The organism is Pseudomonas sp. GM79 (assembly GCF_000282495.1).
In the GTDB taxonomy this organism is placed as follows: domain Bacteria; phylum Pseudomonadota; class Gammaproteobacteria; order Pseudomonadales; family Pseudomonadaceae; genus Aquipseudomonas.
The window spans coordinates 14,090-28,584 of sequence record NZ_AKJE01000113.1; the positions used below are offsets into that span (position 1 = coordinate 14,090).

General features: G+C 56.0%; 6 protein-coding genes. 3 read left to right on the plus strand and 3 right to left on the minus strand.

From position 1 onward, the window contains the following. The first annotated feature begins 23 nt into the window (after positions 1-23). The 3 genes from PMI36_RS01555 to PMI36_RS0130020 are packed head-to-tail and all read left to right on the plus strand — an operon-like array spanning position 24 to position 11,097. Positions 24-3,863, plus strand: a complete 3,840-nt coding sequence (locus tag PMI36_RS01555) for a neuraminidase-like domain-containing protein (protein ID WP_008076162.1) — start codon at positions 24-26, stop codon at positions 3,861-3,863. Next, positions 3,860-8,266 (plus strand): SpvB/TcaC N-terminal domain-containing protein, encoded by a 4,407-nt coding sequence (locus PMI36_RS01550; RefSeq protein ID WP_008076164.1) that lies wholly within the window; start codon positions 3,860-3,862, stop codon positions 8,264-8,266. Before PMI36_RS01555 ends, PMI36_RS01550 begins: the two co-directional genes overlap by 4 nt. Next, on the plus strand, positions 8,263-11,097 hold the full coding sequence (locus tag PMI36_RS0130020; RefSeq protein ID WP_008076167.1) for an RHS repeat-associated core domain-containing protein: 2,835 nt from the start codon (positions 8,263-8,265) through the stop codon (positions 11,095-11,097). The genes PMI36_RS01550 and PMI36_RS0130020 overlap by 4 nt, the downstream gene beginning before the upstream one ends. Positions 11,098-11,153: 56 nt before the next feature. On the opposite strand, the gene PMI36_RS01545 is transcribed toward PMI36_RS0130020, so the two are convergent. The 3 genes from PMI36_RS01545 to PMI36_RS01535 form a co-directional block, all read right to left on the minus strand. Further along, a complete protein-coding gene (locus tag PMI36_RS01545) occupies positions 11,154-11,522 on the minus strand; it encodes a glyoxalase superfamily protein (RefSeq protein WP_008076170.1) in 369 nt (122 codons plus the stop codon). 253 nt (positions 11,523-11,775) lie between these two features. Next, positions 11,776-13,221 (minus strand): SulP family inorganic anion transporter, encoded by a 1,446-nt coding sequence (locus tag PMI36_RS01540; protein ID WP_008076172.1) that lies wholly within the window; start codon positions 13,219-13,221, stop codon positions 11,776-11,778. 204 nt (positions 13,222-13,425) lie between these two features. Continuing rightward, complete coding sequence (locus PMI36_RS01535; protein ID WP_008076180.1) at positions 13,426-14,337, minus strand: LysR family transcriptional regulator; 912 nt, start codon at positions 14,335-14,337, stop codon at positions 13,426-13,428. Positions 14,338-14,495: the final 158 nt, after the last annotated feature.

Genomic DNA, 14,495 nt, shown 5'->3' on the forward strand with positions numbered 1-14,495 from the left:
CACTACATGCTCAAGGAATGAACATGTCTGTCGCTATTGAAAAACAGCTGAATGAAAGCCTGCGTGATGCGCAGCTCGGGCTCTATCTGTCAGCGATTGTCCCGAAAGACGAAACCCTGAAAGCCCTGAAAATCGCAGAGCACCTCAAAACGGCCAATGACCTTTACCAGTATTGGTTACTTGATGTGCTGGTCAGTCAAGACGTGCCAACCACCCCGGTTGCCTGTGCCATTGCCAGTCTTCAGCAATACATCAACAGTATTCTGGCCAACATGGAACCGGGGTATCACACCGCGCAGTTTCCAACCGATCAAGTCGATACCTGGCGCACCGTCATACATCACTACCAGGCCTGGGCGACCAATCAGCGCCTGTACTATTTCCCTGCGGCCTACCTTGATCCGACGCTTCGCAAAACCAGAACCGAAAGCTTCGAACAACTGGAAAACGACCTCAACCGCAACCAGCTCACTGTCGAGTCAGTACAAACGGCTGTGCTGGCCTATCTGACCAGGCTGGAAGAAGTGGCCAACCTGGAAATCGTCAACGGTTACATCGACGGAAGCGATTTCGCCAACAGCACTTATTACTTCATTGCCAAATCCCGTGCAGCCAATACCTGGTACTGGCGTTCGCTGGACATGGCTTGCCGCCCCTTTGTGCCCGGCTCCCGGTCAGCCAAATATGATGCACCGGAACCCCAGGCATGGTCCGACTGGCACCGCATCAATCTACCTGTTTCCGACAGTACTCTCGAACACACTATCCGTCCGGTCATGTTCAACAATCGCTTATATGTGATCTGGGCTGAATGCATCTTTCAGGATCAGGCGGCAAACGAAGAAAAAAAGGGCAACACCAAGCCTTTGTTTCGTTTGAACATGTGTTTCAAGAAATATGACGGAAGCTGGAGTACGCCGCAGACATGCGTGCAAGGTTACGCTTCCAAGGAAGTTCTTAATGAACGGGATCTGGCAATGTTGCTGGAAAGCACACAGACCATTGCCATCCATCAATCATCTGATGCGGCATCATTGCTTCTTGCCCTGTTTATCAATAGTCCCGCACACATTCAGACAGGGGTTTCTCACCCGCTCTGGATTTCGGTCAGCATTGACAAGGATTGCGTTTTCGCCCCAACCCTTAAACTCAATGGATTAGATAACAATAACGACAAATCGCTAACAGCGATTGCCGAAATGTGGCCACCGACCAGTAAACGATTTCTCCAATTCAACATGTCTTCCAATGAGTCGTTTGAGGACGTCGCCCCCCGGATCGACTCCTATCGGGACGATAAATCAGGTACGGCAGAGTTCATCGACTTCAAAGACTCTGAAATACAAAACAGCGAGGCCCAGACAGGCCAGCCTCGCAGCCCCATCCGAATGAACATCACCTTCGCCAGGCATCTGATCGAGCGCGCAGAAGAAAGTATGGACACATTGCTGAGCTGGTCCTCTCAGCATCTGCAAGAACCACCATTCAAGAGCGGCAAACCGTCTGAGACACTGGATTTCTACGGCGCCTACGGCCGCTACTTTGTCGAGCTGTTTCTCTACCTTCCCTGGCTGGTGGCACACCGCTTTAACCAGGAGCGTCAATACGGCGAAGCCGAGCGCTGGTTGCAGTACTTGTTCAATCCCGCCCGAAAAGCGGTCAGTGGCAGTAACCCTGACTACTGGAACGCGGTGCCACTGATTACTGGCACTACTCCCAAGCCCGGTCAATCCAGCTACGCCATCCAGGGGCCACAGGATCCGCACCAGATTGCACTGAGTCATCCCGTACACTTTCGCAAAGCCTTGTACATGCTCTATATCGATATTCTGCTCAACCGCGGCGACGCTGCTTACCGCGAATTGAGCCCCGACAGCTTGACCGACGCGAAGCTCTGGTACTTGCGCGCACAGAACCTTTTGGGCCCACGACCGGATATCAGGCAAACCGATCTTTGGGCAGCGCTCACGTTGAAAGAATTCAGCGAGGAGCCCAATAGAAAGCTGCATGAATTTGAGCAACAGCTGGGTAAAGACCGCAAGCACCTACCGACCACCGACACCTCGGCGTTGATCCCTGAAGTGTGTATTCGCCCGTACGTCCATGCCCATTCCGCGCATGCGATTGACGCCCCGCATTCGCGCTTGCCCTTCAATCCCGTACTGTTCCCTCGCTGGGAGAAGCTCGAAAGCCGCCTGCACAACCTGCGGCATAATCTCGACATTGTGGGTCGCCCATTGAGGCTTGCGCTCTTCGCAGCTCCAGTCGCTTCAGACCATCGGCTCGGCACCAATACCCCACGCGCTGCGGAGCCCGGTATGGCCCCGCGTCTTGGCACAGAGATCCCGCCTTACCGTTTCGATGCCCTGCACGCCCAAGCCATGAGTGCCGTAGACGCGGTGATTCAGTTCGGCACAACACTACTGTCGTTCATCGAACGCAGCGAACAGGCCAGTTATCAAGAGCTTCAGCAACAACACATCTGGGATATGGCCAACTATGCGGTAGACCTGCAGACCCAGGCCCTGAAAATCGACCAGAAATCCCGGGAAGCATTACTGGCCAGTAAAGCCATCGTCGAATGCCGCCAGGATTACTACAGTCAGCTGGTCAACGAGATCGTCAATCAAGAAGAAGTAACGGCTGCGGCATTCCATCTGTCGGGGCGTATCGCTGAAGCGGGTGCTCATGCGGCGAATGCAATCGGCCAGGGTCTGAAGGTGCTGCCCAACATCTTTGGTCTGGCAGACGGCGGGACCCGCCTGGAGGGTGGCCCGCACGCCATGATGGCCATGGCTCAAGGCGTGGCGACCGCAGCTTATGGCACTGGAGAGGCCCTGGAACGCGCCGCGCAGTATCGACGCCGCCATCAGGATTGGACGCTCGCCCGCGACCTGGCAACGCTCGAAATCGCCCAGATCGATGCACAGCTGGCGCTGGAAACCGAACGAGAGACCGCCTCACAACTGCTGTTACGACAAACTCAAACCTCTTTGGCTCAAGCCCGCAGCTCCTATGACTTTCTCAGTCAGCGTTTTACCAACTCTCAGCTTTACCAGTGGTTCACCCACCAACTCTCCAGCTTTTACTTTCAGGTGTATGACTCAACGTTCTCTCTGTGCCAATTCACCGAACGGAGTTGGCGCTACGAGACTGCCGACAACACCACTCAAACGTTCTTCCAGCACCAGACATGGAACAGCACCTACCGTGGGCTCGGCCCTGGCGAGCGTTTGAAGCTGGGCTTGGTGAAGATGAAGAACGCTTATCTGCTGGGCAACGAGCGCGAGCTGGAAATTCGCAAGACCGTGTCGTTACGCCAACTTCATGCGAAGGAAAAGACCGGAGACAAGACTGCGCCATCGATCAACAACCCCTGGGACGATACGCTTTCGGCAGACAACACGTCGATCAAAGGCATTAAATCCACACTGGTCGATACTGGCTCGTGCGAGTTCGAATTGATGGAGTCCCTGTTTGAAAACGACTACCCGGGGCACCGTTTGCGCCGGATCAAAAGCATCAGTATTTCCCTGCCGGTTGTCCTTGGCCCTTATGAAGATATCCGGGCCACCCTGACCCAGACGAGCACCGAAGTCGTCATGCCCGACACCGACAAGACGGTGATGAAAGGTCTGCGGGCCAATCAACAAATCGCCCTGTCGACAGGTATCGACGATAACGGGCTTTTCACCCTGAGTTTTCAAGACGAACGCTACCTGCCGTTTGAATACACCGGCGCGATTTCTAAATGGAAGCTGTCGTTTCCCAACCATACCGCCCAGAAAACCATGCTCGAATCGCTCACCGATATCATCGTGCACGTTTGCTATACGGCCCGGGCAGGCGGGGGTGCGCAATGAGTGAGCAGACTGCATTACCTGTCAACTCCCCGTCACTGCCCAAAGGAGGGGGGGCTATTCAGAGCATTGGCAAAGGATTGGGCACCGTCGGTGCCCATGGCGCAGCGTCCTATGAGATTGCCTTGCCGATTTCACCGGGACGCGGCTTCGCCCCGTCCCTCTCACTCAGCTATTCAAGCTCTGCGGGCAACGGCGTATTTGGCATTGGCTGGGCAATCTCATTGCCGGTTGTGGCACGACGCACGAGCATGGGGGTGCCGGCCTATACCGAAGAGGATGAGATTATCGGTCCGAGCGGGGTGGTGTGGATGCCGGAACGCGATGCAGACGGCACCATCATTCAATCGCGCATCAACACATATAACGACCTGAAACTGGATACGATCTACGCGGTAGTTCGTCACTTTCCCCGAGTCGAAAGCGCTTTCGAGCGCATTGAACATTGGTCCTCGGAGAGCGACAAGCCGGGTTTCTGGCTGGTGCATGGTGCGGATGGCAGCCTTCATTTGTACGGAAAAAGTCAGCTATCGCGTCGCGTCGATCCACTCAATGCGAGCCGGGTCGGGGAGTGGTTGCTGGAGGAGAGCATGAACGCACACGGCGAACACATCCTCTACCGGTACAAAGCCGAAACCAACGAACAGGGCATCACGGCCCAACGCTATTTGAGTCATGTCTGCTACGGTAATTTCGCGGCGGATGCTCATCTTTACTTATGGACAGCAGACCGCCTCGCCACGGTGAAATGGCACTTCGAATTGCTGTTTGACTACGGCGAGCGCAGTGCCGGCTACGCTCAGAAACCGTCCTATACGGGGCAACAATGGTTAACCCGCGACGACCTCTTTTCCAGTTTCGCTTATGGCTTTGAACTACGTACCGAACGCCTGTGCCGCCAGGTTCTGATGTTTCACCGTTTCCCTGACGAGTTGAGTGCCGACCCGATTCTGGTTCGTCGCCTTTTGCTGGATTACCGCCAAACGCCTTTGGGGTACTGCCACTTGAGCGCAGCTCATGATCAGGCGTTTACCGATTTGGCATCCGCCGAAAACCGTCCCCCACTCGAATTCAACTACAGCGAATTCAATCTACCTTCCGTCAGCCAATGGAAGCGGTTTGAAAACATGCCTGGCCTCAATGACGGGCAGCATTACCAGCTCGTTGACCTGTACGGCGAAGGACTGCCGGGGGTGCTTTATTCCAGTGAAAATGCCTGGTACTACCGCGAGCCCATGCGAGCCGAGGGCAAAAAAGATAGTGTGGCTTATGACCAGTGGAGCGCATTGCCCGCTATCCCCGTTGCCAATGCTGTAAAACCGATGCATCAGTCACTGAGCGATCTTACCGGCAATGGACGTCTGGACTGGGTGATTGCTCGACCCGGATTGTACGGTTTCTTTTCCCTCAAGCCTGATCGCAACTGGTCGGATTTCGCCACGTTCAGCCAATTCCCCCTGGAGTTTTTCAACCCTGAAGGGAAACTGGCCGATCTGATGGGCCAGGGGCTCAGCGATCTGACGCTAATCGGCCCTCGCAGCGTGCGCCTGTACGCCAATCAACGAGAACAAGGTTTTACGGCGGCTCGCGAAGAGCCCCATGACATGCATGACGACTCCCTGCCAGTGCTCAGGCCGTCATCCACCGAGCTGGTAGCTTTCAGTGATGTTTTGGGCAGTGGCCAACAGCATCTGGTGCGCATTCGTCACGACGAAGTGAAGTGCTGGCCAAACCTGGGTCGTGGACACTTCGGCAAAGGAGTCGTGTTGGGCTCGCCGAATATTGCCTACGAGGCATTCGACGCTTCATGTATTCGCCTGGCAGATCTGGACGGTTCCGGGGCAACCGATCTGATCTATCTGAACGCGGACCATGCACTGATCTTCATGAACCGTGGCGGCAATAGCTTCGACGCGCCCGTTACCCTCCCTTGGCCGGAGGGTGTGAGCTATGACCGTTTATGTCAGGTCAGCATCGCTGATCTACAGGGGCTCGGCTGTTCCAGCCTGATTCTGACCGTGCCGCACAGGACACCCCGGCATTGGCGTTACGACTTCGTCAGTGCAAAACCCTATTTGCTCACCGGCACCAACAACAATATGGGGGCTGCCGGCAGCATCAACTACCGCAGCTCAGCGCAGGAGTGGCTGGATGAAAAAAAGAACGAGGTGAACGCCGACCGCGCCCCCATCTGCCACGTGCCATTTGCCCTGCATCTGGTCTCGAAGCTGACTCAGATCGATGAGATTACCGGCAACCGGCAGAGCCAGAGTTTTTCCTATAGCAGAGGCTATTACGATGGCAGCGAACGCGAGTTTCGCGGCTTCGGTCTGCTCCTGCAAACCACCGGGGGCGATACCGAGTCCCAAGGTTTCACCCTGCCATGCCTGCAAAAGCGCTGGTTCCATACCGGGCAAGCCGTTGACGCGTCACGTGGCCGTTATCACCGCGCAGACAAGCAAGCAGTAAAACCGGGTAAGACGTTGCTGTGTCAGTACTCCCCTGACACGGGCAATGACACGCTCATCCTGCCACCGGATGAACTGACTAGCCGTGAAATGGCCCGCGCCCTTTGCGGACGCCTACTACGTACCGAGCTCTTCGGAGTCGATAAGCACACCAGAATGCTGTATTCGATTCAGGAGAACCGCTTCCTGGTTCGGCAACTACAGCCTCCCGGGAAAAATCAGCGCTACGCAAGGATGTTGCCACTGCCATTGGAGTCCATCAGCTACCAGTACGAAAACATCACTGATGATCCTCAATGCCAGCACACATTGAATTTGCAGCACGATGCCTATGGCACCCTTACTCATAGCGTGAACGTCCATTACGCCCGACGCAAAACCGTCAGTGACGCAGCACCGTTCAGTGATACTGACCAACAACAATGGTGGCGCGACGCTCATGATCCGGCGCAACAGTTCTACTACCTGAACGAAACCCGTGCCGAGTTCATCCATCTTGACCACGATCAGGAATGGCGATTGGGGCTGCCCTACCGTCAGCGCGTCAATGCCTTGAGACTTCCCAAAGCCCCCGAAGCCGGGGGCTTGACCATAAAGGACATTACTTACGAAAAATTCGTCGAGTTCGTCAAGGGAACCGTGTGGGCGACGCAAAGCCTTCTGACCGCATTGAGCGTGCAACGCTACAGGCACCCTACAGATGCCCGTACCCTGCCAGACGGAGTCGCTCACTTCGAGGCGCTGTCCGATCATGTGGAAACCGCCGAACTGGACGAAATGGCCTTAAAGGCTTTCGATGTTTTACCAAAAGCCTCTCGGCCAAAAGGAAAACTGCTCGAACGCAGCGGCTATCAGCGCATGACCGAATTTCTCCCGCTTTCTACCGCTGCCGCAAAACTCTGGTCCGTCAAACACGGGTTCGTGACTTATGCCAGGCTGGAAGGTTTCTACCGGCCACTGAACTTGCAAGCGAGCCAGAGTTCTGGTGTGACCAAGGTCCGCTACGACAACTATTACTGCCTCATCACCGAGCTCGAACAACCCGATGGCTGCATCACCAAGGCCACCCATGATTACCGATCATTCCAGCCCCTGAGCATCAGTGATCCCAACGGCAATGTACAAGAGGGCCTCTACAACGGGTTCGGACAAATGTTGGTCACCAGCTTCCATCGCAATTCCGGCAACGAACTCGTCGGTTTCAAACCTGTCGCCGAATACAAACGGCCAGCATTCGACAATCCGACAGACGCAATCAAGCGGGAAAAAGACGCGCTACAGGACACTGCCAGCACCATCTTTTACGCGCCATTCAGCTGGATGGGACGCATATCGGACGTAGCGTTGGCGGACAAAAACTGGCTGAAACGTTGCGTGACCCATCATGATTTGCTGCCGACCGGACATATCCGTGCGTCTGCTCGAACCAGGTTGTCGGACCTTACCCCCCTTTCTGTCGATGAAGTGAAACTGAAAAGCGAACTGACCGCCTCGATACGTGAACCAGTGCACATGGCCGTCCTGATTGCCGATCGTTTTCCAGGTGACGATCAAAAACAAATTCGCATCACCATCACTGACCTCGACGGTTTCGGTCGCACGCTCCAACACAAACAAAAGGTCGCCGAACAGAGCTGGCGTGTCAGTGAACGGGTCGAATACAACAACAAGGGATTGCCGATCCGCATTTACCGCCCCTGGTTCTGCGACAAGCACCGTTACATCGAAGATGCGTTCCTGCGCAATTCCAGCCACCACGACAAACAATTTTACGATCCGTTAGGCCGCCTTGCTTATACGCGTCAAGCTGAACAAAACGGTGTTTCCTGCATGCGACGGTATACCCGCCACCCGTGGTACACCGTGTACGAAGACGAAAACGACACGCTGGAAGAGATCTTGCCGAAACCCACCTCCATTACCGGAGGTGAAGCATGAATGCACATCTGCACAACAAGACACCGACGATCAACGCCCTCGACAGCCGCGGGCTACCTGTACGGCAAGTCACTTACTGGCGAGCCAACGCAGATGACAGCGCCCAGGCACGCGTTACCAGCCAGGACCATGACCTTGCCGGACGCGTAATAGCACAGCGGGATCCGCGACTGTTTGGAAAATTTACGAAGGCCAATCTGACGACCCTCTACAGCCTGTCCGGCAAACCACTGCGGGTAGACAGCGTTGACGCCGGGTGGCGACTGAACCTGCCGGGGGACGCCGGACAGACACTTCGCAACTGGGACCAGCGAGGCAATCATTGGCGAACGACCTTCGATAATCAACTACGGCCAATCACGATCCAGGAAAAATCGCCGGGACAGCCGGCACGCATCATCGAACGCTTCAGTTACGGCGACAACTCGAAAGATTCAGCCGCACTCAATCGATGTGGCTTGTTGATTCGCCACGACGACGAAGCAGGCACCCTGCTTATCGACGAATACTCGCTTGGCGGAAAACCTTCGTGTCAGACACGCCACTTTTTGTTGAGTGCCGAAGCTTTAGACTGGCCAGCAGAGGAACACAGCCGAAACCTCTTACGAGAAACAGGTGATGGCTACAAAACGCAATGGCACTACGGCGCAACGGGCGAGGTCATCCAGCAGGTGGATGCCGGTCAACACCAGCAGCGCTTTTCCTTTGATGTTGCAGGCCGACTCAAAACCGTGAGCCTGAAACTCAAAGATACCGAAATCGAAAATACCCTGGTGAAGGATCTCGTTTACAACGCCTTCGGCCAGGTTGAATCGCAAACCACAGGCAACAACGTCATCAGCCGCGCGGTGTTCGATCCCGCCAGCGGTCGATTGACCTCGATGACTGCCTCCCTATCGGACCGCACCTTGCAGTCGCTGCACTACAGCTATGACGCGGTGGGTAATGTGACGCAAATCGAGGACAAAGCTCAGCCCGTGCAGTTTGGCAGCAACCAGAGAGTCGAAGCCGTCAGCACATTCACCTATGACAGCCTCTACCAATTGACCAGTGCAACTGGAAGAGAAGCAGCAGGAACAACCACTGCCCCCTATATTCCTGCGCTCGGCATTACACCCATCGATACCCGGCAACTGTTCAATTTCACCCAACACTACACATACGACGCTGGCGGTAACCTGACCGAACTGCGCCATGTGCGGGATCGCAACAATTACACCCGAACTTTTAACGTGGCAAATCTCAGTAATCGTCTGGCGTCTTGGCGCCAGGGCTCTGAATTGCCCGGCACTGCTACAACCTTCGATGACAACGGCAATCTGCAAGACTTGCAATCGGGCCAGTTGCTGCAATGGAATGCACGCAATCAACTTACCAGCGTGGTGTTGGTCAAGCGTGAGGATGGTCCTGATGACCATGAACGTTACGACTATGACGGCAGTGGTCAGCGTCTTCGCAAGACTACCACCACCCAGGGTGCATCGATCACTCACACCCGAGAGGTCCGTTATTTACCGGGCATCGAAATCCGTACCCGAGGGAAAGAGCGGCTGGAAGTCATAACGGTGCAAGCCGGACGTGGCAGCGTTCGTTGCCTGCACTGGACCGAAGGCCAGCCCTCAGGTATTCCTGCAGATCAACTGCGCTATAGCCTTGACGACCATTTGAGTTCCAGCTCACTGGAACTTGATGGCAATGCTGACTTGATCAGTCAGGAGAGCTACTTCCCATTTGGCGGAACGGCATGGACAGCGTCTCGCTCGAAGGTGGAAGCCGATTACCGGACCATTCGGTACTCGGGCAAGGAGCGCGATGCCAGCGGCCTCTATTACTATGGAGCACGATATTACGCGCCATGGTTGCAACGCTGGATCAGCCCAGATCCGACCGGGGCGGTTGACGGGCTGAACCTGTATTGCATGGTTGGGAATAATCCGCTGCGTTACATCGATCATCACGGCACTCAAAAAGACGAAGCCGCCATCAAGGAAGAATTAGGGGCCTATTCCGGCATTTTGAGCGAAGTGAACAAAAGGGTTGGCACGCTGAACCACCAGCTCTACAACAGCATGAGAAAAAGAGACATCGTAAAAAGACTGTTTCAAAGTTACGGCTATAACGCAGTGAGGCATGTGATGGCATTGGGGGCGGGCCTGCTGGCCGCTCCAACCGGACCAATTGGCATTGTGGGGGCGGCAGTCGCCACTTCTTTAACGACTGACTCGCTTGCCGGGAAACTCAATGCAACACGGCATCTACCCGTCGCCATGTATCCCCAGACCAGGCGACTAGAGCCTGACGATATAGAATACACAGCACGGACGGCGTTCTATGACGCGAACGCAAAGTTACAGCACGCAAAAGAGAAGGACCTGAATCCGCGGAACACGATCGGACAGAAAAATCTGTCGGTGATGGCAACCGGCTTCGTTCTGACAAAGGTGCTTGAGGTCAAAGGAGCGTGGATTCCAAACTTTGAATCGTCGACCCAAGCGACCAAAGTCCTCGACGGCCTGCCGGGACAGAAAATCGAACGTTTGAACAATGCCCTGATAGAACTCGACAACTTTCTGGAGCACGATGCTCACGCCATCAACGCAGCATTTGACGAACTGGGTGTGGATGAATTTTATGCCACGGGAGTGAAAGGCAGGCTGGGTCGAGTTACCGATCGAGTGGCCGATCGTATAGGCGTAGAAAGCTCAAACCTCATAAGCCGCAGCTCAATGCAAAGTGAGATTGCCATCTCACGCGCAACGATACAAAGAGGACGGGAGTTGCTGTTCAGGCTTAATGAACACAACAAATCGCAAGGCAAGTTTTTTGTTTGAAACTGGCCAGGCGAGGTCTCTCGGGAAATCGACAGGCCTCGCTTAACCTCGCTCAATCAAACACTGATCGCATTGGTAAACACCAACCGATTCCCAAACGGATCACTGATGGTCATGTCCTGGCTCCCCCAGGGCATGGCCTGAATCTGTGGCCGAGCGAAAGCATACTCCTTGGCCAGCAATTGCTGCTGGAACGCCTCCAGTTCATCGGTCTCAATGCGCAACGCCGAGCCCGGTGTGCTGTCACCATGATGTTCGGACAGGTGCAGCACACATTCGCCACGGGAGATTTGCAGGTACAGCGGGAAATTTTTTTCGAAGCGATGCTGCCAGTCGATCTTGAACCCCAGGAAGTCGACGTAGAACTCCAATGCCTTGGTTTCATCGAAAATCCGCAGGATCGGGGTAGTTTTGCCCAAGCTCATGGAGTTGCTCCCAGATTGAGAAGGCCCAGAGTGTAGCTGGGCTGGATGTCAGCGCTTCGGCTTGGGAGCGGCTTTCTTTAATCGCAATGTGCCACTACTAGGCATGGATCAATGAAAGTAATTTTCGTGGAGGGATATGGGATGTCGTGCGGAGGTGTGGCAGGACATGAGTTATGAAAATCGGATGGGGGAACTTTCATTCCCCCGTCAGTGATCGTTCCCACACGAGCATGGGAACGATCACTGATCGATTTCAGTCGTGATGCTCGCTGGCGCGTTTGAGCAGTTTCCTGCAGCGTTCGGATAAATGCAGCACGCGTAGCTGCTTGCCAGCCTTGGTGTAGCGCTCGCGTAATGTCCTCAGCGCAGCGATGGCCGAGTAGTCAACGAAGCTCAGGTGGCGACAATCAAGGGTCACCTGCGCTGGGTCATTGGCGGGGTCGAACTGATTGAGGAATGGCGTGGTAGAGGCGAAAAACAGTGTGCCGTGCAGGCGGTAGAGTTTGCTGCCGTCGCTTTCCTGATAGCTGTCGGCATACAGTTCGCGAGCCTGTTGCCAGGCGAAGTTGAGCGCCGCAATGATGATCCCGCACAACACGGCGATGGCCAGATCGGTGAACACCGTAATCACCGTGACCGCGATGATCACCAGGACATCGTTCAGCGGCACCTTGTTGATCACACGCAATGAGGCCCAGGCGAAGGTTTGCTGCGACACCACGAACATCACCCCGACCAGTGCGGCCAGCGGAATGCGCTCGATCAGCGGCGAAAGGAACAGCACGAACAGCAGAATCATTATCCCGGCCACTGCACCGGACAGCCGACCGCGACCGCCCGAGCTGAGGTTGATCATGGTTTGCCCGATCATGGCGCAGCCGCCCATGCCACCGAACATGCCAGAAACCATGTTGGCAGCACCCAATGCCACGCACTCACGATCCGGGTAGCCACGGCTCTCGGTGATCTCGTCGGTCAGGTTCAGGGTCAGCAGGGTTTCCAGCAGACCGACCAACGCCATCAATATCGCGTAAGGGGCGATGATGCGCAGGGTTTCCAGGCTCCAGGGGATGTCTGGCAGTGCGAAGCCCGGCAAACTGCCGGCAATGTGCGCCATGTCGCCCAAGGTTCGGGTCGGCAGGCCGAGCAGGTAAACCGCCAGCCCAACGCCCAGAATCGCCACCAGCGCCGGTGGCACGGCACGCGTCAGGCGCGGCATCAAATAAACGATGGCCATCGTCAGCGCCACCAGCCCGACCATCATGTACAGCGGCGCACCACTCAACCAGCCGTCACCGCTCTTGAAGTGCTCCAACTGGGCCAGGGCAATGACAATCGCCAGGCCGTTGACGAAGCCGAGCATTACCGGGTGAGGCACCATGCGCACCAGTTTGCCCAGCCTCAACAAACCGAACACCAGCATGATCAACCCGCCCAGCAGCACAGTCGCCAGCAAGTACTGCACGCCGTGCTGCACCACCAGCGCGACGATCACCACGGCCATCGATCCGGCGGCACCGGACACCATCCCCGGCCGCCCGCCAAACAGCGCAGTCAGGGTGCAGATGATGAAAGCGCCATACAGCCCCATCAATGGATTGAGGTGGGCCACCAGCGCGAAGGCGATGCATTCGGGCATCAGTGCGAAAGAGGTCGTGAGTCCGGCCAGGACATCGGCGCGCAGACGTTTGGGTTTCATGGCTTACCTAAAAAGACAGGCGGGAGAAGAGAGGGCGGATGTTACGGAATTGAGGGCGGGCCGACCAGTGAATGGGGCGCCGGAAACGCTTTCGCGAGCAAGCCCGCTCCCACATGGGCCCTGTGCCGCTCCATTATCGTGAATTGACGCAAGTCCACTGTGGGAGCGGGCTCGCTCGCGAAGAACGATGACGCGATCTCCGAATCAGCCCTTGAAATCCGCAATCGCGTAAGCCGCCAATTTGCTCTGGATGAAGTCCAGGAAGCACTGAATCCGCAGGGCGAGTTGCGAGTTGCGGTAGTACACCGCGTTGATCGGTTGGCGATATCCGCTGTTGAATTCCGCCAGCAGCACCTGCAAGCGACCGGCGCGGATGTCGTCGATGGTCATGAAGTGCGACAGGCAGGCGATGCCCTGCCCTGCCAGCGCCAGGTGCCGGATCGTCTCGCCGCTGGACGCATTGATCGACGCCTGGATCGGCCAGCGATCACCGTGGACATAGCGCAATGGCCATTGGTTGAGGCCTTCATTGTGGGTAAAGCCCAGCAACTTGTGCTCGGTCAAATCCGCGACAGCGCTCGGTACGCCATGTTGTTCCAGATACGCCGGGCTGGCGACGATGTGCAGCGGGCTGCAACCCAGGGAGCGGGCGTGCAGGGTCGAATCGGCCAGCGTGCCGATGCGGATGGCGATGTCGGTGCTTTGTTCGAGCAGGTCGATGATCAGGTCGTTGCTGTTGAGTTCGAGCTGGATGTCCGGGTAGAGACGGCGGAACTCATCGATGTACGGCACGATGGCGTGCAGCATGAATGGCGAGGCAGCATTGATTCGCAGACGTCCGGAGGGGGTTTGCTGGCGTGAGGACAGGCGCTCTTCGAGTTCGTCCATTTGATCGAGAATCAGCTTGGCGTGCTCGAAGAAGTATTTGCCCTCCTCGGTCAGGTCCATGCGTCGCGTGGTGCGGTTGATCAGCGTGGTGTCGAGCTTGGCCTCCAGTCGCGACAGCGTGCGGCTGACCGCCGACGGCGTTTGCCCGACCTGTTCGGCCGCAGCTGAAATCGACCCGCACTCAATCACGCAGACGAAAATCTGCAACTCATCGGATCTGGCTTTCACGTGTGTCCCTTATCGATTGTCCTGCACCGTTCTACTGTGGCGAGGGGGCTTACCCTAATGCCAGCCAATGTGCGGAACCTGTGGGAGCGGCCTTGCTCGCGAAAGCGGTGTGTCAGTCGACATTAATGTTGAATGATAAATCGCCTTCGCGAGCAAGC

Excerpts from the sequence above, each read along its gene's own strand:
- PMI36_RS01555 (WP_008076162.1), top strand. The coding sequence starts at position 24 with ATGTCTGTCGCTATTGAAAAACAGCTGAATGAAAGCCTGCGTGATGCG.
- PMI36_RS01550 (WP_008076164.1), top strand. The coding sequence starts at position 3,860 with ATGAGTGAGCAGACTGCATTACCTGTCAACTCCCCGTCACTGCCCAAA.
- PMI36_RS0130020 (WP_008076167.1), top strand. The coding sequence starts at position 8,263 with ATGAATGCACATCTGCACAACAAGACACCGACGATCAACGCCCTCGAC.
- PMI36_RS01545 (WP_008076170.1), bottom strand. The coding sequence starts at position 11,522 with ATGAGCTTGGGCAAAACTACCCCGATCCTGCGGATTTTCGATGAAACC.
- PMI36_RS01540 (WP_008076172.1), bottom strand. The coding sequence starts at position 13,221 with ATGAAACCCAAACGTCTGCGCGCCGATGTCCTGGCCGGACTCACGACC.